The sequence below is a fragment of the Agromyces sp. SYSU T00194 genome (assembly GCF_040496035.1).
Lineage (GTDB): Bacteria > Actinomycetota > Actinomycetes > Actinomycetales > Microbacteriaceae > Agromyces > Agromyces chitinivorans.
Window position 1 is genome coordinate 1,383,606 of record NZ_JBEPJZ010000001.1, and the last position, 25,908, is coordinate 1,409,513.

Here is a 25,908-nt window from a genome sequence, read left to right on the forward strand (position 1 = left end):
GGTGGATCTTCCTATCGCGGGGTCGGGGTCTGGGTCTGGGTCGTGGTCTGGGTCTGGGTGGGGGAGGTCGCGGGGGCCCGCGGGTCGAGCAGCGACTCGGCGTAGTACCCGGCGATGTGGTCGCGGATGCGCGCGGCGGCGGCGTCGGGGTCGCCGGCGTCGATCGCGCGCACGATCTCGCGGTGCTCGGCGCGCAGCCGGTCGGCGGTCTCGCCCCAGTGGGGGATGTGCGGCACGCCGGCGAGCACGTAGCCCTCGATCGCGCTGCGGAGGCCGGCCATCATCGCGGTGATGACCTGGTTGCCCGATGCCTCGGCCAGCGCGACGTGGAACTGCGCGTCGAGCGCGAGGAACTCCTCGGGGTCGAGCCCGGGCGGTTCCATCGCCTCGAGGAGCTGGAGCGCGTCGGCGAGGTCGTGCTCGTGGGCGGCGGCGGCGAGCTCGCCGACGACGGATGCCTCGAGCAGGAGGCGCGTGCGCACCACGTCGTCGACCGGGAAGCCCTGGGCCGCGACCTGCAGGCGCATGAGCGCCGACATGCCGCCGCGCGGGGTCGCCACGATGATCGCGCCGGCGTTCGGACCGGAGCCCGACCGGGTGCGGATGAGCCCCAGCACCTCGAGCACGCGGATCGCCTCGCGCACGCTCGAGCGGCCCACGCCGAGGTCGGTCGAGAGCTGGCGCTCGCCGGGAAGGCGGTCGCCGGGCCGGAGCGTGCCGTCGAGCAGCGCCTGCTCGACGTGCTCGAGCACGGTCTTCCACGCGCGGGGGGCGTCGGATGCCGCGGGGCCGGGCGTCGTCGTCACGGGCATGCTCCTCCTGTGTGGTCCGACCATGGTACATCGAGGTCTGACCACATGCCACCCCTCCCGCCGGCGGGCGGAGGCGCCGCCATCCGGCAGCGGGCAGGCGTGGGTGGCGCTGTCTGGTTGCCGGGGGGCGTGGGTGGCGCTGTCTGGTTGCCGGGGGGCGTTGGTGGCGCTGGCTATTGCCGGGGGGCGTGGGTGGCGCTGTCTGGTTGCCGGGGGGCGTGGGTGGCGCTGGCTATTGCCGGGGGGCGTGGGTGGCGCTGTCCGGCGCCGGTCGGGCGTAGGGGCAGGCGTCGGGCGGCGCGCACGACCGACGCCGGCCCCGGGCGTGCGATCAGAACGGCGGGTCGTTCGCGTCCGCGAGTGGCGGGCGTCGGCGGCGCGCTCGTTCGAGCATCGGGCGATCCGGGTTGCAGCGGTCGAGCGGGTGCCGGTCGGCCGGGTCGACATCGGGTGCGCAGCGGTCCGGCGGGCCGCGATGCTCCGAACGTGGACACTCCGAACGTGGGCCGTGCGCGGGTGTCTCCTGTGTCGGGCGGCCCTGCGCGGGCGTGCCCGGTGTCGGTCTGCCCGGTGTCGGTCTGCCCTGTGCCGGTCCGCCCTGTGCCGGTCCGCCCTGTGCCGATGGTCCCTGCGCCGGTGGGTCTTGCGCGGGTGGGAGCTGCGTGGGCGGGTCGCTGGTGTAGTGGCGCCCGGTGGGGGAGCGCCACTGGATGGTGCCGGGGTCGGGCCCCGTTCGGGTGCTCCAGGCGGTCTCGTGCCTGAGGTGGTGGTGCTTCGGGCAGAGCATGGCGAGGTTGCCGGCGTCGGTGGGTCCGCCGCGTGCCCAGTCGGTGACGTGGTCGACCTCGCACTGTTCGGCGGCTCGGCCGCAGCCGGGGAAGCGGCAGGTCTGGTCGCGGGTGATGAGCGCGGCACGGAGGTCGGACGGGACGGCGTACCGGTCGCGGCCGATGGAGAGGCGGGCGCCGGTCTCGGGGTGCGTGAGGATGCGGATGAAGCTCGGCGCCCGGCCCGCGAGCTCGCGGGCGGTGTCGGCGTCGATCGGGCCCACGCCGTGCAGTTCGCCGGGTTCGTCGGTCGTGCCCAGGAGGGTCATGACCGGAACGGTCACGAACACCGTGGGACGGGTGCGCGCGAACCGCCCGGCACCCGTCGAGGGTGCGGTGCCCGGCCGGCTCGACGCCTCGTCGGTTGTCGTGCGGTCGGTTGTCGTGCGGCCGGTGGTGGCATGGTCGGGCGGGGCCTGGTCGGGCGGGGCCTGGTCGGGCGGGGTGCGGCCGGTGGTGGCATGGTCGGGCGTGGTGCACCCGGTGGCGTCGGCGGGAGCATCCGCGCGACCGGTGAGGAGGTCGGACAGGACGTCGGCGCGCAGTTGCGTCTCGGTGCGGGTCTCGCCGTCGATGCGCGACAGGCTCGCGGCGGCCGCGCGCACGCGGGCGAAGGCCTCGGCGGCGGGCGCGGCGGGCAGGAGGGCGTGCAGCCACGCCATGCCGTCGCGGGCGGGTTCGAGCGAGACCGTACGGTCTTCGGCGGCGCGGCGTGCCCGCTCGGCGATGGTGTCGGGATGCATCCGCTCGCGCAGCCGCCGGGCCCGGGCATCGAACCGGGCCGGGGTCAGCCGGGCGGCGAGCGGCAACGCTGCCGCCTCGAACGCCGGCCGCGCCCGAGGAGGCAGGCTCAGCGCGTGGTCCACCAGGCGCTGCGCGTGCCGGTACGAGATGTGCCCGGTCGCGAGGTCGTCGAGCGTGGTGGGCAGGTCGTGCACGAGCGACTCGGCCTCGTCGACCAGCCGCTCCGTCGAGCGCTCCGGCATGCGCAGCGCGCACGCGACCTCGGCCACGAGGGAGCGACGCTCGAGTTCGCGCACGCGCTGCTCGGGGCGCAGGGAGTGTTCCGCCGCGGAAGCGGTGACGGCGGCCCGCTCGTCGGCGTGGGTAGCGAGGTCTGCGAGCACGCGCGCGCGAGCGGCCTGGAGCGCCGCGATCTCCGCCTCGATCGCGACGAGGCGATCGAGTGAGGCGTCAGCACGCGCCTGGCTGTCGGGGGTTGCCTGGCCCGTGGCGGGCGCGGCGCCGACCCGCGACGTGATCGAGGGCCGTGCGGGAAGCGGGAGCTCGGTCTGGACCGGGAGCGCTGTGCGCGGTGCGGCGGGCGTGGGCTCGGGGGCATCCGCTCGCCCGCTCGACCACCCGGGTTCGTAGGCCAGGCCCACCGTACGTTCGACGAGCGCGGTGCGGGAGCGCACGATCGCTGCGGCGAGCAGCATCTCCAAGGCGGACGCCGAGCCCGCGGCGAGTGGCACGTGCCGCCGCTCGCGACCGGGACCGTCCGCTTCCTTCATGCCATCAGTCAAGTGGTTGCCACCGACATCCGGACGAGAGCGACCGCTGGCCTCCATGCGGCCGTGCGGCCGTGCGGCCGTGCGGCAGGACGGCAGGACGCAGGACGCCCGATCACCCCGTCGGCCACGACCCCGTCGCGAGCCCCGTCTCGTACGCGATGATCACCGCCTGCACGCGGTCGCGGGCGCCGAGCTTCGCGAGCAGCCGCCCGACGTGCGTCTTCACGGTGGTCTCCGACACGTAGAGCTCCCGGGCGATCTCGCCGTTGGTGCGCCCGCGTGCCAGGAGTGCGAGCACCTCGCGCTCGCGGTCGGTGAGCGCGGCCAGCACGTCGGGCGACGCCGTCGCGCGCGGGCGGGCCACGAAGGTCTCGATCATGCGGCGCGTGACGGCCGGCGCGAGCAGCGAGTCGCCCGCGTGCACGGCGCGGATGCCGGCGACGAGCAGTTCGGGCGGCACGTCCTTGAGCAGGAATCCGCTCGCCCCGGCCTGCAGCGCGTCGTAGACGTACTCGTCGAGGTCGAAGGTGGTGAGCATCACCACGCGCGCGGTCGCGTCGGGGTCGGCGAGGATGCGCCGGGTCGCCTCGATGCCGTCCATGCGCGGCATCCGCACGTCCATCAGCAGGACGTCCGGCGCGAGGGTGCGCGCGGCCTCGACCGCCTGCTCGCCGTCGGCGATCTCGCCGACCACCTCGAGATCGGGCTCGATCTCGAGGATCATGCGGAAACCGGTGCGGACGAGCGCCTGGTCGTCGACGATCAGCACCCGGATGCGCCCGACTCCCTCGGCGCCCGGGCCCGCGTCCGCGCCCGTCACGGCTCCGCCCACGGCAGCTCGGCGCGCAGCTCGCACCCGCCGCCCTCCGCCGGGCCGAATCGGAGCGCGCCCCCGTGCACCGCCGCGCGTTCGCGGAGTCCCGTCAACCCCGCGCCGAACGCGTCCGCATCGACCGGCGCCGTGCCGTCGTCGCGCACCCGAAGCCCGAGCACCCGCTCGCCGAAGTCGATGTCGACCCGGGCGCCGGTCGCCCCCTGCGCGTGGCGCATCGCGTTCGTGAGCCCCTCCTGCACGATCCGGTACGCAGCGATGTCGAGTGCCACCGGAACCTCGCGCACGGTGCCCGACGTGGTGACCGTGACGGGCAGGCCCGCGTCGGTCACCCGCTCGGCGAGCCGGTCGATCGCGTCGACGCCGGGTGGCGGCTCGCGGCTGGCCGCCTCGTCGGTGCGCAGCACGCCCACGAGCCGCCGCATCTCGGCCAGCGACTCCCGCCCCACCGCCTCGACCGACTCCAGTGCGCTGCGCTCCGTCGCCTGCGACGGGTCGAGCCTGCGGCGCACGGCGGCCGCCTGCACGGTCATCACCGACAGGCCGTGCCCGACCACGTCGTGCAGCTCGCGTGCGATGCGGTTGCGTTCCTCGGCGATCGCCCGCGACTCGTGTGCGGCGCGCTCGGTGCGCCGTTGCTCGCGCACCGTGACCCTCGTGCGCACGAGCGCGCCGACCAGCCAGGCGATGACCCAGGGCGCGAGCCAGACCAGCGCGGAGACCCGGTCGTCGAGCGTGGCGTTCAGCGGGTCGGTCCACGCCCACCCCGCCCAGAACCCGGCGCCGACGGCGAGGCCCCACAGCGACGCGGGCATCGGCGTGAGCCGCCCGACGGTGAAGATCGCGATGACCGGTGCCAGCAGGATCGCGTACCCCTCGGGTGCGCCGAACGCCGCGAACTCGACCAGCAGCACGCCGGAGACGGCGGCCAGCACGGCGAGCGGATGCCTCCTGCGGAGGACCAGCGCCGCCGCCGCGAGCCCGAACGCGAGCGCGCGCGCCCAGTCCGGCCCGGGCGCGCTGATCGCGCCGACGCCCGCCCACGCCTCCAGCTGGCCCAGCACCAGCACGAGCGCGGCGATCGCGACGTCCACGGGGCGGATGCGCGGCCTCACGTGGGGATGCTACGCCCGGCCCGGCGCGTGCCACATCCTCCCGTGGGAGGACACGCCGGGTCGTTCCGGGGGCCACGGGTTCGGTCCCGCCGCACGACGAGCGCGCAGGGCACCCGTCCCTAGCGTCGGGGACGACACCGCGGCGCCCACCACGGCCGCCGGGGTCGCACCGGCCGGCGCCGTGCCGGTCGAGACTCACGGAGAAGGAGCAACGCCATGACCACCCGGACACCCACCGACACGGGCACGGACGACACCGGCCGCGACCGCCGCCCCGTCGGCCCAGAGGCATCCGCCGCGACCGCCGCCCGCGCCCGCCTGATCGCGACCCTCGCCTGGGTCCTCGCCGCCTTCGGCACGGTCGCGGGCCAACTCCACGCCGTGAGCCGTGCGGCCGCGCACCCCGAGGACCTCGCCTCGCCGCTGCTGGCCGCGTGGGTCGTGCCCGCGATGGACGCGCTCCGGCCGCTCCTCGACTGGGGCGACCCGGTGCTCGTCTACTGGACCTACGGGAAGATCTGGCTGCCCGTGTGCCTGGCCTTCCTCGCCGCAGCGGTGCTCGTGTATCGCGCCCGCCGGCCGATCGGAGCCGAGCGCGTGCTCTGGCGCGTGCAGCTCGGCGCATACGGCCTGCTCACCGTGGCGCTGACCGGCGACTACTACACCCCGTGGACGGACGTGTTCTTCCTCGTCGGCCTCGCGGCCGCGCTCGTGATCGGCCTCGGCGGCGCCGCCCTCGGCGTCGTGCTGCTGCGTCGCGGCTTCCGGCCGCGGACGACCGCCTGGCTGCTCATCGCATTCCTGCCCGGGTTCTTCGTGATCACCGAGCTCACCTCGATGGGCAGCGTCATGCTGCCGCTCATGTGGGGCTGGGCGCTCGCCGCGGAGTCGGTCGCCCGTCGGTCGCGGGCATCCGCCCGGGCGGCGATCGGGTCTGGTCGTCGCACCCCGGCGGTCGTACGCTGAGCGCAGGATCGTAGCCCGCCCGCGGCGGGCAGGGCGAGAGGGGCGCCGTGGGCGACACGACGTCCACACTGGCCGAGTGGGAGCGGGCGGAGGTCGATCGTGCCAACGCGTCCGGCCGCCAGCCCGTCGTCTTCGTCCACGGCCTCTGGCTGCTCTCGAGCAGCTGGGGGCCGTGGCGCGAGCGGTTCGATGAGAGCGGGGTCGTCGCGCTCGCACCCGGCTGGGCGGACGACCCGGCCAGCGTGGAGGAGGCCCGCGCGCATCCCGAGGCGCTCGCGTTCATCCGTCGCTTCGTCGCCGTCGCCTGACCGGCACCCGCTCAGGTGCGCAGCACCACGTTCTCGGGCGCCTCGCCCGCGAGCAGGTGCGCGACCTGGCGGCGCACGAGCGCGGCCATCCGGGGCAGCATCGCGCTCGAGGCGCCCCCGACGTGCGGGGTGATGAGCACGTTCGGCTCGGCGAAGAGCGGATGCCCGTCGGGCAGCGGCTCGGGGTCCACGACGTCGAGCGCGAAGCGCAGCCGGCCCGCGTGCGCCAGGATCGCGTCGGTGTCGATGATCGGGCCGCGCCCGACGTTCACGACGAGCGCGTCGTCGGGCAGGGCGGCCAGGAACGCGTCGTCGACCAGGCCGGCCGTGGCGTCCGACAGCGGCAGGCCGACGATCACGATCTCGGCCTCCGGCAGCAGGGCGGGGAGCTCGTCGATGCCGTGCACGCGACCGCGGTCGGTCTCGCGCGCGCGGCTCGCCACCCGGGTCACCTCGACCTCGAACGGCACGAGCCGGTCCTCGACGGCCCGGCCGACGCCGCCGTACCCGAGGATGAGCACCCGGCGATCGGCAAGGCTGCGCAGGGGGAGGGGCGCCCAGCGTCCCGCCGCCGCGTCGTGCACGAAGCGCGGGATGCCGCGCTGCGACGCCAGCACCAGCGCCAGGGCGAGCTCGGCGGTCGAGGTCTCGTGCACGCTGGTCGCGTTGGCGAACACGTGCCCCGCGGGCAGCAGGGCGGCCACCCCGTCGTAGCCGATGGACTGGCTCTGCACGAGCCCCACGGGCACGCCGTCGAGCGCGCCCAGCACCGCGTTGCCGCCCATGTACGGCGGTACGGCGAGGTCGATCCGCTCGGCCGGCGGCTTCCCGCGGAAGTCCCACTCGAGCACGCGCACCCCCTCGGGCAGCGGGCCCAGCGCGTCGCGCAGGGTGGCATCGGGCACGGTCACGGTGAGTGCGGCGTCGGTCACCCCGCCATTCTCCCCGGCACGCGCCCCGCGGGGCGAACCGGGCGTCAGCCCTTGCGCGGCCGGATGCGCACGCGGTTCTGCCCGGTCGTCTCGTCGAGCTCCACGACCCCGCCGCGCGACTTCAGGAAGTCGGTGAACGAGCCGAATCCGAGCCGGCGCTCCTGGAAGCCGGGGTCCATGCGCAGCATCTGGTTCTTCACCGAGCCCGACGGCTGCCACTCCTCGTCGTTCTTCGCGCGCAGCAGCTCGAGCGCCTTGATCAGCAGGCGCCCGGGGTTGCGGGTCGAGGGCGTGGCCTCGGCATCGGATGCGGTGGCCCCGTCGTCCTCCGTCGACGATCCATTGGCCTTCCTGCGCCCGTTCGCGCCGCCGCCCGAGGCATCCTTCGCGCCCTTCGCCGTCTTCGACGCCGCGGCGTCCTCCTCGGCGGCGCGTTCGTCCTCGTCGACGTCGGCGTCGGTCTGCAGCAGCGCGTCGTAGTCGGCGAACTCGTCGCACGCGGCGGTGAGCGCCCGGCTGGTGCCGCCGGCGACGCCGATGCCGACGACGTACCGGCTGAGGCGCTTGCACCGCTGCGCGAGCGCGACGTAGTCGGAGTCACCGGCGACGATCACCACGTGGGTGAGGTCGTCGAGGCGGAACAGGTCCTCCACGGCGTCGACCGCGAGGCGGATGTCGGCGCCGTTCTTGGTGGCCGAGAGCGGGAACAGCTGCACGAGGTCGACCGCGCGGTCGATGAGCTGGCCGCGGTAGCTGGCGTTGACGGGGTTCGACCAGTCGGCGTAGGCGCGTGCGACGGCGATCGTGCCGAAGGTCGCGGCGAAGTCGAGCACGGCGTCGACGTCGACCGTCGCGGCCTGGAGCTTCGTCGCGGTCTCCGCCTTCGCGGTCGACGAGCGCTTGCCGGTGTCGCGCCGGTACGACAGGTCGCCGTGCAGCTGGTCGTACCGCGAGATCACGATGTTGTCGAAGTCGAGGTAGATGGCGACGCGGGGTTCCGCGGTGGTGGGCATGGAGGCCTTTCGTCGCGAGCGGGACCGCTCGCCACGAGCCTACGCGGGGAATACGCGCGCCGCGCGGATGTTGGGCTGAAGACGACCGCCGAACGACACGAGGGAGTTCCATGACCGAGACCGCGCAGGCCGCCCGCATCCGCATCGCCGACTCCGACCTCGAGGTGTTCGGGCTGAACCTCGGCGGCAACGTGTTCGGGTGGACGGCCGACGCCGAGGCGTCCGCCGCGGTGCTCGACGGCTACGTCGCCGCGGGCGGCAACTTCGTCGACACCGCCGACGCCTACTCGGCGTGGGCGCCCGGGCACACGGGGGGCGAGAGCGAGACCGTCATCGGCGACTGGATGCGCTCGCGGGGCAACCGCGACGAGATCGTCGTGGCGACCAAGGTGAGCCAGCACCCGGAGTTCCGCGGGCTCGCCGCCGACACCGTGCGCGCTGCCGCCGACGCGTCGCTGCAGCGGCTCGGCACCGACCGGATCGACCTCTACTACGCCCACTTGGACGACCCGTCGGTGCCGCTCGAGGAGACGGTCGGCGCCCTCTCGGCGCTCGTCGATGCGGGCAAGGTGCGCGCGATCGGCATCTCGAACTACGCCCCCGAGCGCATCGACGAGTGGTTCGAGGTGACCGCGGCGAACGCGTTCCACCGCGCCGTCGCGCTGCAGCCCCACTACAACCTCCTCGAGCGCGACTTCGAGCACGGGCTGCGCGAGCGGGCCGAGCGCGAGGGGCTCGCGGTGTTCCCGTACTTCTCCCTCGCGAAGGGGTTCCTCGCGGGCAAGTACCGTGACGGGGCGGATGCCTCGGGGTCGGCCAGTCCCCGGGCCGCCGCTGCGTCGGCCTACCTCGACGACCGCGGTCGGGGCGTGCTCGCGGTGCTCGACCGCATCGCCGCGGCGCACGGCGTGCCCGTGGCATCCGTCGCCCTCGCCTGGCTGCGTGCGCAGCCGACGGTGGTCGCGCCGATCGCGAGCGCGCGCGACACGGCCCAGCTGCCCGCGCTCGTCGCATCGGCGACGCTCGAGCTCGCCGGCGACGAGCTGGCCGAACTCTCGGCGGCGTCCGCGTAGCCGCGGCGCATCCGGGTGCGCCCCGTCTCGCGGCGCATCCGGACCGTGACCCCCGGCTTGGGGCCACGCGCGACACCTGTCGGGTAATACACTGAGGATGTGTCAGCACCGACCCGACCGCTGCGACGCGACGCCGCCCTGAATCGCGAGCGCCTCCTCGACGAGGCGGAACGCTACTTCGCCGAGGCCGGAATCGACGCCTCGCTCCACGAACTCGCCGAACGCACCGGCGTGGGCATCGGCACGCTCTACCGCCGGTTCCCCACGTATCCCGACCTGATCCGCGCGCTCTACGACCGCGCCGTCGAGCGCATCGACGTGATCATGGGCCGCATCGCCGACCTCGACTCGGGGTGGGAGCAGGTCGTCGGCTACCTCGACGGCAACCTCGCGATCCTCGTCGACTACCCCGCGACGCCCGCCGTGCTGCACCGCATGTCGGAGTTCGACCCGGACTACCGGCCCGGCGGGCGCTGGGAGGAGGCGGTCACGGCGTTCGTGCGGCGAGCGCACGACGAGGGCACCCTGCGCACCGACGTCACGGCGACCGACATCGGCATGCTGCCGCTCGCCATGGCCAGCGTGCTGCGGTTCCCGCAGGCGGTGCGCGGCGTCGCCCTCGCGCGCTTCCGCACGATCACGCTCGACGGGCTGCGCGCGGTCGACGGCACGCACGCGATGCCGACCGAGCCGCTCACGGCCGAGGAGCTGAACTCGGCGATCCACGAACGGCGGGCCGACCCGCCGATGCGCGCCGAGCGCACCTGACGCGACCGGCCGGCCCTGCCCGGCCCTACCTGACCCTGCCCGGGGCGAGCGCGCACGGCGTCGCTCAGCGCGCGGTGACCACCGCGTTGTCGAGCTCGTCGAGGCTGAGACCCAGCCGGCCCGACGACGCCACGTTCGTCAGCAGCACGAACGCCACGTCGTGCTCGGGGTGCATCCAGAAGTCGGTGCCGGCCCAGCCGCCGTGGCCGAAGCCGTCGCGTGCGAGCGCGGCGGGCGCGGCGTCGCGCAGGCACCAGGTGACGCCCCAGTGGGTGCCGCGCTCGGGTGGGTAGGGGTCGATGGTGGGCACGTCCTCCGTGTGCGAGCGACGCATCAGGGCGTTGGTGAGCGGATGCACCAGCCGGCCGTCGTCGCGCAGCAGCGAGGTCGCGACCGCGAGCAGGTCCTCGGCCCGTGCGAAGGCCCCCGCGCCGGGGTTGCGGTGCGACGCGAACAGGTCCCAGTCCACCCCCTGCTCGGCGCACTCGACCGGCGCGTGGCGCGTCGACTCGACGTCGAACGTGACGCCCGTGGCATCCGCTCCCGCAAGGGTCTCGAGCATCTGCTGCTCCCACGGGGCGCCGCCCGCGTGCGCGATGAGCGCGGCGATGCCCTCGTAGGCGATCGTCGAGTAGCGGGAGATCGCCCCCGCGGCGAAGTCGCGCCCCGGGGCGAGGAGGGCGGGACGCAGCCCGGCCGGCACGTCGAGGGCCGGCTCCGGGATGCCGGACGTGTGGGTCACGAGGTGCCGCAGGCGCACGACATCGGCTCGGTCGGCCCCGAACTCCGGCACCGCGTCCGCCAGGGGCGTCTCGAGCGTGAGCCGCCCCTGCTCGATCAGGCGCAGCGCGGTGAGCCCCACGAGCGGCTTCGTGATCGAGAACAGCGGGTAGTGGTCGCCGGTGCCGGCGTCGCCGAACGCGTCGAGCGCGACGACGCCGTCGCTCGTCGCGATGCCGAGCACGGCGCCGGGCAGCGTGCCCGCCGCCACGTGGCGGCGCGCCCAGTCGAAGGCGTGGTCGTACGTCGTCACGTCGTCGGTTCCTCCCGTCGGGGCCGGCCGGGTGCCGGTCAGCCCTTCGGATCGTAGCGGCGCGGGGCGAACGCCGTGGCGACGAGGTCGCGCAGCGACTCGAGGTCGCCGCCCGCGAAGCCCTGCGCGCGCGCCTGCACGAGCACGTTGCCGATCGCGGTCGCCTCGACCGGGCCGGCGAGCACCGGAAGGCCCGACCGGTCGGCCGTGCGCTGGCAGAGCAGCTCGTTGAGCGCGCCGCCGCCGACCATGTGGATCGTCTCGACGGTGCGGCCCGACAGCTCGGCGGCCGTGCGCACCGCGACGGCGAACGCCTCGGCGAGGCTCTCGACGATGCTGCGCGCGAACTCGGCGGGCGTCGACGGCACGGGTGCGTCGTGCTCGCGGCACCAGTCGGCGATGCGCGCGGGCATGTCGCCGGGCGCGAGGAACCGCGGGTCGTTCGCGTCGAACACCGCGACGGGGGCGGTGACGGCGGCCGCGGCGGCCAGCAGGTCGGTGAGCACGACGGTCGCTCCGGCGCGCTCCCACTCGCGGATCGACTCGCTCAGCAGCCACAGCCCCATCACGTTGTGCAGGAAGCGCACGCGCGAGTCGACGCCGCCCTCGTTCGTGAAGTTCGCCTGCCGCGCGGCATCCGTCAGCACCGGCTGCTCGAGCTCGAGGCCGACGAGGCCCCAGGTGCCGCAGGAGATGTACGCGGCGGTCTCGGCGCGCATGGGCACCGCGACGACGGCCGAGGCCGTGTCGTGCGAGCCGACCGCGACGACGTCGATCGGCGAGGTCGCGCCGATCCCGTCGTTCACGTAGCCGAGGGTCGCGCCGATCCGCTCGCCGGGCTCGACGAGGCGGGGCAGCACGGATGCCGGCAGCGCCAGCCGCTCGGCGAGCTCGGTGTCCCACGCGTGCGTGATCACGTCGACGAGTCCCGTGGTCGAGGCGTTCGTGCGTTCGGCCACCGCCTCGCCGGTGAGGAAGTAGGCGATGAGGTCGGGCACGAGCAGCATCGTGTCGGCGAGCGACAGCAGGCCGCCGTCGCGCTCGGCGGCGAGCTGGTACACCGTGTTGAACGGCAGGAACTGCAGGCCGTTGCGTCGGTAGAGCTCCTCGAACGGCGTGACCGCGTGCACGGCCTCCACGCCCGCCGCGGTGCGCTCGTCGCGGTAGTGGAACGGCGTGCCGAGCATGCGGCCGTCGCGCAGCAGCGCATAGTCGACCGCCCAGGAGTCGACGCCGATGCTCGCCACGTCGGGCGCCTCGGCGACCGCGGCGCGCAGGCCGTCGACCGCCCCGCGGTAGAGCGCGAGCAGGTCCCAGTGCAGCCCGTTGATCGTGCGCACGGGCTGGTTCGGGAACCGGCCGACCGCGTGCAGCTCGAGTGCGTTCGGCCCGACCGAGCCGAGCATCACCCGCCCGCTGGTCGCGCCGAGGTCGATCGCGGCGACGTGGCCCGATGCGCTCATCGCAGGAACGCGGCGGCGACGCCGGAGTCGACCGGCACGTGCAGGCCGGTGGTGCGGCTGAGCTCGGGCCCGGTGAGCACGAACACCGCGTCGGCGACGTTCTCGGGCACGACCTCGCGCTTGAGGATGGTGCGCTGGGCGTAGAACTTGCCCAGGTCCTTCTCCTCGACGCCGTACGTCTTCGCGCGGTTCGCGCCCCAGCCCGCGGCGAAGATGCCCGAGCCGCGCACGACGCCGTCGGGGTTGATGCCGTTCACGCGGATGCCGAACTCGCCGAGCTCGACCGCGAGCAGGCGCACCTGGTGGGCCTGGTCGGCCTTGGTCGCCGAGTAGGCGATGTTGTTCGGGCCGGCGAACACCGAGTTCTTCGACGAGATGTAGATGACGTCGCCGCCCATGTCCTGCTCGATGAGCGCCTTCGCGGCCGCCTTCGAGACGAGGAACGAGCCCTTCGCCATGACGTCGTGCTGCAGGTCCCAGTCCTTCTCGGTGGTCTCGAGCAGCGGCTTCGACAGCGACAGGCCGGCGTTGTTGACGACCAGGTCGATGCCGCCGAACGCGAGCACGGTCGCGTCGATCGCGGCCTGCACGCCCTCGGCATCGGCGACGTTCGCGGCGACGCCGATCGCGACGTCGGTGCCGCCGAGCTCGGCCGCGGCGGCCTGCGCCTTCTCGAGGTCGAGGTCGGCGACCACCACGCACGCGCCCTCGGCGGCGAGGCGGGTCGCGATGGCCTTGCCGATGCCCGAGGCGGCGCCGGTCACGAACGCGATGCGGCCCTGGTGGGTCTTGGGCGCCGGCTGTCGCTGGAGCTTGGCCTCCTCGAGCGCCCAGTACTCGATGCGGAACTTCTCCGCGTCGGAGATGGGGGCGTAGGTCGAGAGCGCCTCCGCGCCGCGCATGACGTTGATCGCGTTGACGTAGAACTCGCCGGCCACGCGCGCGGTCTGCTTGTTGGCGCCGTAGCTGAACATGCCGACGCCCGGCACGAGCACGATGAGCGGGTCGGCGCCGCGGATCGCGGGGCTCTCCGCGGTCGCGTGGGCGTCGTAGTACGCCTGGTAGTCGGCGCGGTAGGTCTCGTGCAGCTCCTTCAGGCGGGCGATCGAGTCCTCGACCGAGGCGCTCGCGGGTAGGTCGAGCACCATGGGCTTCACCTTGGTGCGCAGGAAGTGGTCGGGGCAGCTCGTGCCGAGCTCGGCGAGCGGCGCGAGCTTCTCCGAGGCGAGGAAGTCGAGCACGACGTCGGCGTCGGTGTAGTGGCCGACCATGGGCTTGTCGTGGCTTGCGAGGCCGCGGATGGTCGGGGCGAGCGCGGCGGCCTTCGCACGGCGCTCGGCCTCGGGCAGGGCCTCGAAGCCGGCGACGACGCCGCCGAACGGGTCGGCCTTCCCGTGCTCGGCGATGTACGCGGCCGCGGTGTCGATGATCCAGAGCGAATTCTGCTCGGTCTCCTCGCTCGTGTCGCCCCACGCGGTGATGCCGTGGCCACCGAGGATGCAGCCGACCGCCTGCGGGTTGGCGTCCTTGATCGCGGCGATGTCGAGGCCGAGCTGGAAGCCGGGGCGGCGCCACGGCACCCAGACGACCTTGTCGCCGAAGATCTTCGCGGTGAGCTCCTCGCCGTCGGCCGAGGTGGCGATGGCGATGCCGGAGTCGGGGTGCAGGTGGTCGACGTGCGCGGCGTCGACCAGGCCGTGCATGGCCGTGTCGATCGACGGCGCGGCGCCGCCCTTGCCGTGCAGCGCGTAGTCGAACGCCGCGACCATCTCGTCTTCGCGGTCGACGCCGGGGTAGACGCCGACGAGCGCGCGCATGCGGTCCATGCGCAGCACCGCGAGGCCCCGCTCCTGCAGGGTGCCGAGGTCGCCGCCCGAGCCCTTGACCCAGAGCAGCTCGACCGGCTCGCCCGTGACCGGGTCGGTCTCGGTGCCCTTGGCGGACGTGTTGCCGCCGGCGTAGTTGGTGTTCTTGGGGTCGGCGCCGAGGCGGTTCGACCGCGCGATGAGGTCGGCGGCAGCGGGGTTCGTCATCTGGGTGGCTCCTTACGTGAGCGTCGGGGTCGGGTGGTCGCCGGCGGCGGGCGGATCCGCCGGCGGCCGGGCCGTGATGGGGGTGGTCGGGGTCTGGTCGTGGGTCGTGGTGGCGTCGGGGGCTGATGCCTCCGTCGCGGCGTCGGCGGTTGCGCGGTGTGCGCTCGCGGCGAGGTCGTCGATCCAGTCGGCGACGCGTGCGACCGTGCGCGCGGCGGCGGGCTGATCGGGACGGTTCAGGTGCCCGTGGTCGGTGCCGGGCTCGGTCTCGCAGGTGACGTCGGTGCCGGCGTCGGCGAGCATCGCCGCGAACGCCTCGCCCGAGACCCGCAGTTCGTCGACCTCGTCGTTGACGATCAGCGTGGCCGGGAAGCCCACGAGCGCCGAGCGCGGGGCCGTGCCGGGGACGGCCGCGACGGGGGCGCCCTCGACCGGGCCGCCGAGGTAGCGTTCGTACATCGCCCGCACCGCATCGGGGCCGAACCGATCGGCGTCGGGGTTCGCGTCGAGCGCCGCGCGCAGGTCGGCGGCCGGCGCGGGCTGCACCGCGTGCAGCGTCGGGTAGGCGAGGAACACCGCGTCCGGCATCCGCTCGCGCAGGCCGCCGGTGGCCGCGGCGAGCATGCGCAGCACCGCGCCGGTCACGATGTTGGCGCCCGCACTCGCCCCGCCGATGGCGATGCGGTCGGCGCCGAGGTTCGCGGCGTTGGCGACCGCCCAGCGCCAGGCGACCAGCACGTCGTCGGATGCCGCGGGGAACGTCGACCCGGGACGGTCCGGATGCGCGAGCCGGTAGTCGACCGACACGACCGGGATGCCGCGGTCGGCGAAGCGCGACGCGACCCAGTCGGCCTCGGGCATGTCGAGGTCGCCGAAGGCGAAGCCGCCGCCGTGCGCCCAGACGAGCAGCGTGCGGTCGGCGCGCGCGGGCGACTCGTGCTCCGGGCGCGTCTCACCGGCGGCATCCGTCGCCTCGTAGACGCGGAGCAGGTGCGCGATGCTCATGCCCTGGCGCCCCATCGTTCCCCCCGGTCGGATGTGTCGAGCATCCCGCGGCGCGCCACCACCACGCAACGCGCCGCGGGAAGTGTCGTCCGCCCGTCGCGCGCGCCGACGGTGCGCGACGCGCGGACATCCCCCCGGATGTCCGCGGTGCGCACACCGGCGCGGGCGGCGGGCGTCATCTCAGGCGCCCCAGCCCGCCTGCACGCCGCCGACGCGCTCCTCGGCGATCTTCGCGAGGTAGCCCGACGCGGCGAAGGCGGCCATCGGGTCGGCCGGCAGCCCGCGGCTCTCGCGCCACTCGGCGAGGGCGGGGCGCACGTCGGTGTAGAAGGCGTCCATGAAGACCGCGTTCGCGGCGAGCACGTCGCCCGAGACCTGCGCGGCGCGCAGCGCCTCGTGGTCGATGAGCAGCGCGCGGGCGGTCATCTCCTGCACGTTCAGCACCGAGCGGATCTGGCCGGGGATCTTGTCCTCGACGTTGTGGCACTGGTCGAGCATGAACGCCACGTCGGGGTCGCCGTAGCCGCCGCCGCGGATGACCTCGACGAGGATGCGGAACAGCTGGAACGGGTCGGCCGCGCCGACGATCAGGTCGTCGTCGGCGTAGAAGCGGGAGTTGAAGTCGAACGAGCCGAGCTTGCCGAGGCGCAGCAGCTGCATGACGATGAACTCGATGTTGGTGCCGGGCGCGTGGTGGCCGGTGTCGAGGCAGACCATCGCCCGTTCGCCGAGCGAGGCGACCTGCGCGTAGCTGGTGCCCCAGTCGGGGACGTCGGTGTGGTAGAACGACGGCTCGAAGAACTTGTACTCGAGCACGAGGCGCTGGTCGTCGCCGATCCGGTCGTAGATCGTGTGCAGCGACTCGTTCAGGCGGTCCTGGCGGCCGCGCATGTCGGCCTGCCCGGGGTAGTTCGAGCCCTCGGCGAGCCAGATCTTGAGGTCGCGCGACCCGGTCTCGTCCATGATGTCGATGCACTCGAGGTGGTGGTCGATCGCCTTCTGCCGTACGGCCGCGTCCTCGTGGGTCAGGGCGCCGAACTTGTAGTCGTCGTCCTGGAAGGTGTTCGAGTTCACGGTGCCGAGCGCGACGCCGAGGTCCTCGGCGTACGTTCGGAGGTCGGCCCACGAGTCGACCTTGTCCCACGGGATGTGCAGCGCCACCGAGGGCGAGAGCGCGGTGTACGCGTTGACCTGCGCGGCGTCCGCGATCTTCTCGTAGGGGTCGCGCGGGGTGCCGGGGGTGCCGAACACCTTGAAACGGGTGCCCGAGTTGCCGAAGGCCCAGCTGGGCAGCTCGATCGCCTGCTTGGCGAGTTCGGCCTGGATGTCTGGCGTCAGGATGCTCACTGGTCGTCGCTTTCTGTGTCGGTGCCGGCTTCCGCCTGCGGGGTCGGGCCGGGCTCGGCGTCGAGCGCGGCGAGTTGGTCCTCGAGATGGAAGACCTCGGTCAATTGGGGCGCGCCCTGGTCGGGGCGGGCGCCGTCGAGTGCGATGAAGAAGGGGGCCATCTCGGCCTCCCATGCGGCCGTGCGCGGGTCGGCGGCGAGCGCCCGCTGGGCGGCCGCGTCGTCGTCGGTCTCGTAGTAGCCGATGAGGAGGCCGTCCTCGCGGAGGAAGAGGGAGTAGTTGCGGCGGCCCGCATCGGCGATCGCCTGCAGCATCTCCGGCCAGACGGCCGCGTGGCGTCGGGTGTACTCGTCGAGCCGGTCGGGGTGCACCTGCAGCTGGAAGCAGACGCGCTGCGGCGGCTGGGTGCTGCTGCTCATCGTCGAGCTCCGTTCGGGTTGGTGATGAATCGTTTCAACGATAGCCTTCCCCTGTCGAGCTCGCAACTCGCGCCGGAGCGCCGGACCTCGTCGGCGCGGGGAGTGCGCCACTCGGAGGGCAAGCGCTTTCCCAACGGTACCGCCTGCGACCGTCCCGCGGCTAGGCTCGACCGCGAACCACTCGATGCGGAGGAGCCCGGCACATGGAACACCAGGAACGGGCGCTCGCCGCCTTCGTGGCCGACCAGCGGGCGGCGGGGGACGCGACCGGCGTGATCGTCGTGGGTTCGGTCGCCCGGGGCACGGAGCGCGAGGACTCCGACGTGGACGTCTACCTCGTCGTGCCCGACCAGGCGTTCCGCGCCGCACTCGCCGACAACCGCGTCGCATGGACCGAGCGCGACGACGTCGACTACCCGGGCGGGTACGTCGACGTCAAGCTCACCTGCCCGTGGTACCTGGCCGAGGCCGCCCGCCACGGCGACGACCCGACGCGCGCCTCGTTCGAGGGCGCGCGCGTGGCGTGGTCGCGCGACCCCGGCCTGGCGCGCGCGATCGAGGCGGTCACCCGCCTCGACGAGGCGGAGTGGGACCGGCGCGCGGCCTCCCACCTCGCCCAGGTGCGTCTCCACGGCGGCTACTTCCTCGAACAGGCCGACGCGTTCGGCGACGACTTCCTGCGCGTCCATGCGACCACCCACCTCGCGCTTGCGGTCGGGCGGCTCGCCCTCGCGACGTCGCGACGGTTCCTGCGCGGCCCGAAGTACGTCTCCGCCGCGATGGCGGAACTGCCGGTGCCGCCCGACGTCGCCGCAGCGTGGCACGAGACGGTGGCGGATGCCTCGCCCGAGGCATCCCGCCGCCTGGTCGCGGCCGTCGAGGCATGGACCGGCGACGTGCTGCCGGCCGAGTCCACGCTCTCGACGTTCATCCGTGACAACGAGCTGGCGTGGCTCCGGGGCACGCTGCCCGCCGAGTACGCCTGACCCACTGCGATCTCACCCCTTGACGGCGCCGCTCGTCATGCCCGCCACGATCTGCCGGTTGAAGAAGACGTAGAGGATCAGCGGCGGGATCGTGATGATCAGGATGTTCATGAACAGCAGGTTCCACTGGTTGCCCGACTGCGCCTGGAAGTTGTACAGCGTCAGCTGCACGGTCGGCTCGCCCGGCAGGAAGTACAGGGCGTTCACGAAGGTGTTGAACACCGCGACCGCCTGCACGACGATGACCGTCACGATCACGCCCCGCAGCAACGGGAAGATCACCGTGAAGAACAGTCGCATCGAACCCGCGCCGTCGATGATCGCGGCCTCGTCGAGTTCCTTGGGGATCGACGCGACGAACGCGCGGATCAGCAGCACCGTGAACGCGAGGCCGAACGTGATCTCGATGAGGATCAGTCCGATCAGCGTGCCGTAGAGCTCCAGCGACTGCATCACCCACACGGTCGGCACGACGGCCGGCGGGATGATGAGGCCGGCGAGGACGAGCAGCATCACCACACCGTTCCAGCGCGACTGCCGGCGCTGGAGCACGTAGCCGACCATCGAGCCGAGCACGACCATGACGGCGACCGACGCCACGGTCAGCACGATCGAGTTCCAGAACGCGGTGACCACCATGTAGTTGCGGGTCTCGAGCACCGCGATGAAGTTCTCCCAGAGCTGCCACTCGGTGGGCGGTGTGAACTCCAGCAGCGCGGACTCCTGGGGGTTCTTGGCCGCCGTGAACAGGATGAACAGGAACGGCAGCAGGAAGATGACCACCGACGCGAGGATCGCGAGGGTGCCCACGCCGTAGCGCTGCAGCTTGCCGCGCCACGTCAGCGGACGGCGCTTGCGGACCTTGAGGGGCTTCTGCCCCTCGGCAACCTGGGTCGTGACGACTCGCGTCTCGCTCACTGCTCGACCTCCCTCTTGCGGAGCCACATGGACAACGGCACCACGATGGCCGTCACGACGAGGAACAGGATGACGTTGCCCGCGGTGGAGAGGCCGTAGAAGCCGGCTTGGTACTGCTTGTAGATGACGGATGCGATGACGTCGCTCGTGAAGCCCGGCCCGCCTCGGGTCATGGCCCAGATCAGGTCGAACGAGCGCAGGCCGCCGATGAGCGAGAGCAGCACCACGGTGCTGGTCGCCGGCCACGAGAGCGGCAGCGTGATGTGCCAGAAGCTGCGCCACGGGCTCGCGCCGTCGACACGGGCGGCCTCGTAGTACTCCTGGGGGATGCCGACGATGCCGGCGATGTAGATGAGCGTGGCCAGTCCCACGCCGCGCCAGACGTCGACGAACGCGACCGAGTACAGCGCCCACGCGGGGTCGGTGAGCCAGCCGGGACCGGCGATGCCGAACCACGAGAGCACCTCGTTGATGGCGCCGTCGAAGGGGTCCATGAGGGCACGGAAGGTGAAGCCGACGCCGATCACGGACACGAGCACGGGGAAGAAGACCACCGAGCGCAGGTAGCCGCGGCCGATGACGCTCGAGGTGAGGAGCACGCCGAGCAGCAGGCCGAGGATGACCTTGAGGGCCGACGTGAGGAAGCCGTAGATGAAGGTGTTGACGAAGCCCTGCACCAGCGCCGGCTCGCGGAAGAACTGCACGTAGTTCTCGAAGCCGATGAACTCGACGTCGAAGATCGACCATCGGGTCAGGCTGAAGTAGAAGGACGAGACGGTCGGCACCAGGAACAGCACGGTGAAGAGGACGCCGGCCGGGAGGTAGAACCAGAGCGGGTACGGACTCTTCATGGTCCGTCGCTTGGGCTTTCCCGCGGGCGATGGGGGCGGTGCGGTCTTCGCCGTCGGGGGCGTGGCGGTCGCGGTCATCGAATCTCCATTGATCAGTGGTCCGCCGATGAGCGAGGGGCCGGCAGCCGGGCGGCTGCCGGCCCCTCGTCGTCGATGGATGACACGTTACGCGTCGGGCGCGCCTACCAGTCGAGTCCGAGCTGGGCGGCCTGCTTCTCCACGTCCTCGTCGTAGAGCGCGGCGCCGTCCTCGGCCGAGCGGATGCCCGAGCCGACCTCGACCGTGATCTGCTCGAGGGCCGGTCCCTTGATGGGGGAGAGGAACTCGAGCGCCGGAGCGGTGCGGCCCTCGTCGAAGTAGGGCTGCATGTCCTTCACCAGCTGGGGCACGTCGTCGGGCAGCGTGCAGTTGGTCATCGAGAACGGGCCGTTCGCGCCGCCCGCGGTGACCTGGATCTCGCAGCCCTCGGGGGTGACCGTCCACGCCATGAAGTCCTTCACGGCATCGAGCGTCGCACCCTCCGTGGTGTTCGGGATGTAGAGGCCGCCCGGCTGCCACATGGTGAGCGTCGTGTCCGCGGCATCCTGCGCCGGCAGGGCGAAGACGCCCACGTCGTTCAGGTTGTCGGGGTAGACGTTCTGCAGCACGCCGACCGCGAAGCTCAGCATCGGGTAGACCGCGGCCTCGCCGGTCGCGACCATGCGCACGCCGTCGTCGTAGAGCGCCGAGGCGAAGTCCTCGTTGAACAGGTCGGCCTCGTAGGCATCCTGCTGGTTGAGGAAGCCCTGCAGCGCCGGCTGGTCGACGTACTTGGCGTTGCCCGCGGTGTACTCCTCCGCCCAGCTCGGGTCCTGCGTGTCCACGTTGCCGAAGTCGCCGAGCACGAAGAGCTGGCTGGTCCAGGTGTCGCCGTAGGTCTGGGCGATCGGCACGTAGCCGGCGTCCTTGACTGCCTCGCTGTTCGAGATGAACGTGTCCCAGTCCTCGGGGACCTCGAGGCCGAGCTCCTCGTAGATCGGGATGTTGTAGAGCGCGGCGCCGGCCATCGACGTGCCGATCGGCGTGCCGTACACGCCGTTGTCGGTGGAGACGACGGTCTTGAAGTCGTCGGTGAGGTCGCCGACCCAGGGCTGGTCGTCAAGGTTGGTGAGCGTCTGGTCCGGCCCGAGCGCCTGGAAGAGCGAGCCCGAGTTGTACAGGAACAGGTCGTTCATCTCGCCGGTCGCGAGACGGGTCTTGACGATGTTGTCGCCCTCGCCGCCGCCCGGGCGCTGCTCGATGTCGAACGTGATGTTCGGGTTCGCCGCGGTGTAGGCCTCGGTCAGCGCCTCGACCATCGAGACGGTCTGCTCGCCGTTGTCGATCAGGAACGAGAGCTCGATGTTCTCGTCGCCCGACGAGTCGTCTCCGCCGGCGGAACAGGCGGCCAGCGGAAGGGCCAGCAGGGCCGCTCCCGCCACCGCCACGGCGCGGGTGCGCCGGTTGCGTGCGATCTGCATCTTTACCTCCTTGTAAAGAGAGCGGACAGCGTCGGGAGTGCTGCCCCGCCTCTGCTTTGAAACGGTTCAGTGGTGACTGTAGGCCTGCCCCGCCCTGCTCGTCAAATGTTTCCCGGTAACGATCCTGCAACGCATTGATTCGTTTCATTCCACGGCGGCCCGTGGATCGGTCACGCCGACCCCCAGTCGGTTGACATTGTCTGTGAATCGATTCACGATTACCAGAGCCCGGGCGACGATGCCCGTGCGGAAGGATCACGATGACCGACTCCCGAACCGTGCGCGTCGACGCAGGGGCCCCGCACGGCAGTGACCTGGTCGCCTCCCCGACCCCCCGGATCAGCTGGGCGACCGAGTCGGACGCCCCCGACTGGCTGCAGGCCGGCGCCGAGCTCGAGCTGCGTCGGGGCGACGCGATCGAGACCGCGGTGCTGACCGGCCGCGACGCGGTCGACGTTCCCTGGCCCTTCGGCCCGCTGGGCCCGCGGGAGCGCGTCGAGCTCCGGGTCCGGACGACCGGCGCCGACGGCGTCGCCGTCGACTGGAGTGCGCCGCGCGTCATCCGGGCGGGCTTCCTCGCCGACGGCGAGTGGGACGCCGCATCGATCGCCCACGCCGACCCCGCCGAGGCCGCCCAGCCGGTGCTGCTGCGGGCGGAGTTCACCGTGGACCGGCCCGTCGCCGCCGCGACCCTCTACGCGACCGCCATCGGCGCGTACCAGGTCGCGATCAACGGCGCCGACGTCGACGACCAGGTCCTGAAGCCCGGCTGGACGCCGTACCGTGAGCGTCTCATCCACGAGACGACGGACGTCACCGACCTCGTGCGCGCGGGCGCCAACGCGGTCGGCATCCGGCTCGCCGGGGCATGGGCGACCGAGCGCTACGGGTTCCGCGAGCACGCGCGGGTCGTCTACGACGAGCAGCCCTCGGTCGCGGCCCTGCTGGTGCTCGAGTACGCCGACGGCACGGTCGAGCGCGTGCGCACCGAGCCGGGCGCCTGGCGGACGCATCCGTCGCCCGTCACCGCCAGCGGCATCTACGCGGGGGAGTCGTTCGACGCGCGCCTGGTGCAGCGGGGCTGGTCGGAACCCGGCTTCGCGGCATCCGGATGGACCCCCGCCGTGGCCGGCGCCGACCTCGTGGTGCCCGAGGCGCGGACCTCGCCCTTCGTGCGCCGCATCGAGGAGCGCGCGGTCGCGCAGGTCATCACCTCGCCGTCGGGCGCCACCGTCGTCGACTTCGGCCAGAACCTCGTCGGGCGACTGCGCATCACGGTGCGCGGCGCGGCGGGCGACACCGTCGTGCTCCGCCACGCGGAGGTGCTGGAGCACGGCGAGCTGGGCGTGCGGCCGCTGCGGGCCGCCGAGGCGACCGACCGCTACACGCTCGCCGGCGACGGCGAGGAGACCTGGGAGCCGGAGTTCACCTTCCACGGGTTCCGATACGCCGAGGTGTCCGGCTGGCCCGGGGAGTTCGACCCCGCCGACGTGACCGCGGTCGTGATCCACAGCGACATGGAGCGCATCGGCTGGTTCGACACCTCCCACGACCTGGTGCGGCAGTTGCACGAGAACGTCGTCTGGGGGCTGCGCGGCAACTTCCTCTCCGTGCCCACCGACTGCCCGCAGCGCGACGAGCGCCTCGGCTGGACCGGTGACATCCAGGTGTTCGCGCCGACCGCGAGCTTCCTCTACGACGTGCGCGGGTTCCTCGACTCGTGGCTCGTCGACCTCGCCCTCGAGCAGGTCGACGGCGTGGTCCCGTTCGTGGTGCCGAACGTGCTCGACCCCGACCCGCGACCCGCCGCGGCGTGGGGCGACGCGGCGACGGTCGTGCCCTGGGTGCTCGCGGAGCGCTTCGGGGACGAGCACGTGCTCGCGCGCCAGTACCCGAGCATGGTGGCCTGGACCGACGCGATCCTCGCGATCGCGGGGGAGCGCCGGCTCTGGGAGGGACGCTTCCAGTTCGGCGACTGGCTCGACCCGGATGCCCCGCCGGAGAACCCGTTCGCGGCCAAGACCGACGCCGACGTCGTCGCGAGCGCGTACCTGTTCCGATCGGTCGACCTGGTCGCGCGCGCGGCAGACCGGCTCGGCCGCACCGAGGACGCCGAGCGCTACGGCAGGCTGCGGGAGGAGGTCCGCGCGGCCTTCCTCGCGGAGTACCTCACGCCGTCGGGTCGCATGGTCTCCGACGCCCAGACCGGCTACGCGGTCGCGATCGAGTTCGGCATCGCGCCGGTCGAGCAGCACGCCGCCCTCGGCGCCCGCCTCGCGGAGCTCTCGCGCCGCGGCGGCTACCACATCGGCACCGGCTTCGTCGGCACGCCGATCATCGCCGACGCGCTCACCCGCACCGGACACGTCGACACCGCGCGCCGCCTGCTCACCGCGACCGGCAACCCCTCGTGGTTGTACCCGGTCACGATGGGCGCGACCACGATCTGGGAGCGCTGGGACTCGATGCTGCCCGACGGCTCGATCAACCCCGGCGAGATGACGAGCTTCAACCACTACGCGCTCGGCGCCATCGCCGACTGGATGCATCGGGTGCTCGCCGGCCTCGCGCCCGCCGCCGACGGGTACCGGGAGCTGCGCATCGCGCCGACGCCGCTCGCGGGCTTCGACCACGCGTCGGCCGAGCACCGCACGCCGTACGGCGTCGCTCGCGTGGCCTGGCGCCGCGACGGCGACGAGATCGCCATCGAGGCCACGGTGCCGCCGAACGCGACGGCCCGCGTGCGGCTGCCCGGCACGGACGACGAGGTCGAGGTCGGCTCGGGCGCGCACGCGTGGCGCGTCGCCGCGCCGCCCCTCGCCGAGGCCGTCGCGGCCGTCTCGCTCGCGTCGCCGCTGTCCGCGATCGTCGACGATCCCGAGGCCTACGCGGCGGTCGCCGACGCCCTCGACGGCGACGACCCCGGCAGCTCCGGGCCCGTGCTGCGCAGCATCAGCTGGGTGCCGGCTCGCGAGCTCGGCGAGTCGATCATGATGCGCACGACGGCGGAGCAGGTCGCCGCGGTGACCGAGGCGCTCGACGCCCTCAACCGCGAACGGGGGCTGGTCGGGTGAACGGACCCGCGCGGCGCGGCGGCATCGGGCTCGCCGCGCTCGCCGCCTACCTCGACGGCCGCCCGACGCGCGCCGGAGGGCCCGACGGGCTCGCGGACGTGCTCGGCGTGCCGGCGCATGACCCGCCGGCCCCCCGCGACACCGGCGCATGGCGCACCGACGGGCTGCACGGCGGGTCCATCGACTGGAGCGCCGGCTACGGGCCGCGCACCGAGGGGTGGTGGGTCGCGCCGGAGGGCGGCGGGCCGTTCCCGACCGTCGTGCTGCTGCACTGCCACGGGGGCGTGACCCACGTCGGCGGGCAGCCGATGATCGCCGTGCCGGGCGACGACGCCCGCGTGCGCGCCGCGCGCGAGCGGCTCTACGCCGGGCTCGCCGTCGGCAACGCGTTCGCCCGCGCGGGCGTCGCCGCGGTCGCGTTCGACACGTTCGGCTGGGGGTCGCGCCGGGTGGGCCTGCACCCCGGGTCGTCGACCGCGCCCCTGCTCGCCGCGCTCGAGGCGACGGATGCCGCGGGCGGCATGCAGCTCGACCAGGCCGCGCTCGCCGACCGGGAGGCATCCGTGCTCGAACCGAGCCTCGCCCGTGCCGCCTCGCTGCTCGGCACGAGCTTCGCCGGGCTCGCGGCCCACGACGACCTCGTCGCGCTCGACGTCGTGCGCGGCCTCCCGATGGTCGACGCCGACCGCGTCTCGCTGTTCGGCTACTCCGGGGGCGGCGCGCGCGCGTCGTTCCTCGCCGCGCTCGACGGCGGGTTCGCGTCGATCGTCGTCGCCTGCATGATGTCGACCTGGCGGGCCATGGTGCCCGACCACGTCGAGGCGCACTCGTGGCTCGTCAACAGCCCGGGACTGCCGCGCCACGCCGAGCTGCACGAGCTGCTCGCGACGCCCGCCGGCCCGCGACGCCTCGTGCAGTACGGCCGGCGCGACGAACTGTTCCCGCCCGCGGGCATGGCCGCGGCGCACGCGGCGCTCGAGGCGTCGGGCATCGACTACCGGGGCAGCTTCCACGACTCCGGGCACGAGTTCACGGCGGCGATCCTCGATGAGGCGGTCGCGTTCGTCGCCGACGGGGAGGCGCGGCGATGATCGCGCTCCCATGCCCTACACTCGCCGAC

Annotated in this window: 22 protein-coding genes; 7 read left to right on the top strand and 15 right to left on the bottom strand. The window is 73.2% G+C overall.

The window, feature by feature from the left end; all coding sequences use genetic code 11:
- Window positions 1–11: 11 nt before the first annotated feature.
- The 4 genes from ABZK10_RS06450 to ABZK10_RS06465 form a co-directional block, all read right to left on the bottom strand.
- Window positions 12–806, bottom strand: a complete 795-nt coding sequence (locus ABZK10_RS06450; RefSeq protein ID WP_353808356.1) for a FadR/GntR family transcriptional regulator — start codon at window positions 804–806, stop codon at window positions 12–14.
- Window positions 807–1,143: 337 nt separating this feature from the next.
- A complete protein-coding gene (locus tag ABZK10_RS06455; protein ID WP_353808357.1) occupies window positions 1,144–3,153 on the bottom strand; it encodes a DUF222 domain-containing protein in 2,010 nt (669 codons plus the stop codon).
- A 112-nt stretch (window positions 3,154–3,265) separates the two neighbouring features.
- Window positions 3,266–3,973: a response regulator gene (locus ABZK10_RS06460; RefSeq protein WP_353808358.1), complete on the bottom strand. Its 708-nt coding sequence runs from the start codon at window positions 3,971–3,973 to the stop codon at window positions 3,266–3,268.
- A complete protein-coding gene (locus ABZK10_RS06465; RefSeq protein ID WP_353808359.1) occupies window positions 3,970–5,100 on the bottom strand; it encodes a sensor histidine kinase in 1,131 nt (376 codons plus the stop codon). Before ABZK10_RS06465 ends, ABZK10_RS06460 begins: the two co-directional genes overlap by 4 nt.
- Window positions 5,101–5,316: 216 nt before the next feature.
- On the opposite strand from ABZK10_RS06465, the gene ABZK10_RS06470 reads away from it, so the two are divergent.
- Both ABZK10_RS06470 and ABZK10_RS06475 read left to right on the top strand, forming a co-directional pair.
- Entirely contained in the window at window positions 5,317–6,066 is a 750-nt protein-coding gene (locus ABZK10_RS06470) for a hypothetical protein (RefSeq protein ID WP_353808360.1), read from the top strand.
- A gap of 47 nt (window positions 6,067–6,113) precedes the next feature.
- Window positions 6,114–6,374: a lipase family protein gene (locus ABZK10_RS06475; RefSeq protein WP_353808361.1), complete on the top strand. Its 261-nt coding sequence runs from the start codon at window positions 6,114–6,116 to the stop codon at window positions 6,372–6,374.
- Window positions 6,375–6,385: 11 nt separating this feature from the next.
- Here the strand turns inward: ABZK10_RS06475 and ABZK10_RS06480 are convergent, their stop codons facing one another.
- Together ABZK10_RS06480 and ABZK10_RS06485 are read right to left on the bottom strand one after the other, a co-directional pair.
- Window positions 6,386–7,306 (bottom strand): 2-hydroxyacid dehydrogenase, encoded by a 921-nt coding sequence (locus tag ABZK10_RS06480; protein ID WP_353808362.1) that lies wholly within the window; start codon window positions 7,304–7,306, stop codon window positions 6,386–6,388.
- Between the two features lie 44 nt (window positions 7,307–7,350).
- Complete coding sequence (locus ABZK10_RS06485; protein WP_353808363.1) at window positions 7,351–8,319, bottom strand: NYN domain-containing protein; 969 nt, start codon at window positions 8,317–8,319, stop codon at window positions 7,351–7,353.
- A 110-nt stretch (window positions 8,320–8,429) separates the two neighbouring features.
- Between ABZK10_RS06485 and ABZK10_RS06490 the strand changes: the two genes are divergently transcribed.
- Together ABZK10_RS06490 and ABZK10_RS06495 are read left to right on the top strand one after the other, a co-directional pair.
- Window positions 8,430–9,392 carry an aldo/keto reductase gene (locus ABZK10_RS06490; RefSeq protein WP_353808364.1) on the top strand — a complete coding sequence of 321 codons (963 nt, stop codon included), beginning with the start codon at window positions 8,430–8,432 and terminating at the stop codon, window positions 9,390–9,392.
- Window positions 9,393–9,491: 99 nt separating this feature from the next.
- The gene (locus ABZK10_RS06495; protein WP_353808365.1) at window positions 9,492–10,160 is read left to right on the top strand and encodes a TetR/AcrR family transcriptional regulator; all 669 of its coding nucleotides are present in this window, start codon (window positions 9,492–9,494) and stop codon (window positions 10,158–10,160) included.
- A 64-nt stretch (window positions 10,161–10,224) separates the two neighbouring features.
- On the opposite strand, the gene ABZK10_RS06500 is transcribed toward ABZK10_RS06495, so the two are convergent.
- The 6 genes from ABZK10_RS06500 to ABZK10_RS06525 form a co-directional block, all read right to left on the bottom strand.
- Entirely contained in the window at window positions 10,225–11,193 is a 969-nt protein-coding gene (locus ABZK10_RS06500; RefSeq protein ID WP_353808366.1) for a serine hydrolase domain-containing protein, read from the bottom strand.
- Between the two features lie 38 nt (window positions 11,194–11,231).
- Window positions 11,232–12,656 carry a rhamnulokinase gene (locus tag ABZK10_RS06505; RefSeq protein WP_353808367.1) on the bottom strand — a complete coding sequence of 475 codons (1,425 nt, stop codon included), beginning with the start codon at window positions 12,654–12,656 and terminating at the stop codon, window positions 11,232–11,234.
- Window positions 12,653–14,689 (bottom strand): bifunctional aldolase/short-chain dehydrogenase, encoded by a 2,037-nt coding sequence (locus ABZK10_RS06510; protein WP_353808368.1) that lies wholly within the window; start codon window positions 14,687–14,689, stop codon window positions 12,653–12,655. The genes ABZK10_RS06505 and ABZK10_RS06510 overlap by 4 nt, the downstream gene beginning before the upstream one ends.
- A 12-nt stretch (window positions 14,690–14,701) precedes the next feature.
- Entirely contained in the window at window positions 14,702–15,694 is a 993-nt protein-coding gene (locus ABZK10_RS06515) for an alpha/beta hydrolase fold domain-containing protein (protein ID WP_353808369.1), read from the bottom strand.
- A gap of 180 nt (window positions 15,695–15,874) precedes the next feature.
- The gene (gene rhaI, locus ABZK10_RS06520; RefSeq protein WP_353808370.1) at window positions 15,875–17,041 is read right to left on the bottom strand and encodes an L-rhamnose isomerase; all 1,167 of its coding nucleotides are present in this window, start codon (window positions 17,039–17,041) and stop codon (window positions 15,875–15,877) included.
- Complete coding sequence (locus ABZK10_RS06525) at window positions 17,038–17,460, bottom strand: L-rhamnose mutarotase (protein ID WP_353808371.1); 423 nt, start codon at window positions 17,458–17,460, stop codon at window positions 17,038–17,040. The genes rhaI and ABZK10_RS06525 overlap by 4 nt, the downstream gene beginning before the upstream one ends.
- Before the next feature lie 203 nt (window positions 17,461–17,663).
- Between ABZK10_RS06525 and ABZK10_RS06530 the strand changes: the two genes are divergently transcribed.
- On the top strand, window positions 17,664–18,446 hold the full coding sequence (locus tag ABZK10_RS06530) for a nucleotidyltransferase domain-containing protein (RefSeq protein ID WP_353808372.1): 783 nt from the start codon (window positions 17,664–17,666) through the stop codon (window positions 18,444–18,446).
- 12 nt (window positions 18,447–18,458) lie between these two features.
- On the opposite strand, the gene ABZK10_RS06535 is transcribed toward ABZK10_RS06530, so the two are convergent.
- From ABZK10_RS06535 to ABZK10_RS06545, 3 genes are all read right to left on the bottom strand, one after another.
- Window positions 18,459–19,364, bottom strand: coding sequence for a carbohydrate ABC transporter permease (locus tag ABZK10_RS06535; RefSeq protein WP_353808373.1), 906 nt, complete (start codon window positions 19,362–19,364; stop codon window positions 18,459–18,461).
- Window positions 19,361–20,215, bottom strand: coding sequence for a carbohydrate ABC transporter permease (locus tag ABZK10_RS06540; RefSeq protein ID WP_353808374.1), 855 nt, complete (start codon window positions 20,213–20,215; stop codon window positions 19,361–19,363). The genes ABZK10_RS06535 and ABZK10_RS06540 overlap by 4 nt, the downstream gene beginning before the upstream one ends.
- Window positions 20,216–20,397: 182 nt before the next feature.
- Window positions 20,398–21,714 carry an ABC transporter substrate-binding protein gene (locus ABZK10_RS06545; RefSeq protein ID WP_353808375.1) on the bottom strand — a complete coding sequence of 439 codons (1,317 nt, stop codon included), beginning with the start codon at window positions 21,712–21,714 and terminating at the stop codon, window positions 20,398–20,400.
- Between the two features lie 260 nt (window positions 21,715–21,974).
- On the opposite strand from ABZK10_RS06545, the gene ABZK10_RS06550 reads away from it, so the two are divergent.
- Both ABZK10_RS06550 and ABZK10_RS06555 read left to right on the top strand, forming a co-directional pair.
- The gene (locus ABZK10_RS06550) at window positions 21,975–24,788 is read left to right on the top strand and encodes an alpha-L-rhamnosidase (RefSeq protein ID WP_353808376.1); all 2,814 of its coding nucleotides are present in this window, start codon (window positions 21,975–21,977) and stop codon (window positions 24,786–24,788) included.
- On the top strand, window positions 24,785–25,879 hold the full coding sequence (locus ABZK10_RS06555) for a dienelactone hydrolase family protein (RefSeq protein WP_353808377.1): 1,095 nt from the start codon (window positions 24,785–24,787) through the stop codon (window positions 25,877–25,879). Before ABZK10_RS06550 ends, ABZK10_RS06555 begins: the two co-directional genes overlap by 4 nt.
- Window positions 25,880–25,908: the final 29 nt, after the last annotated feature.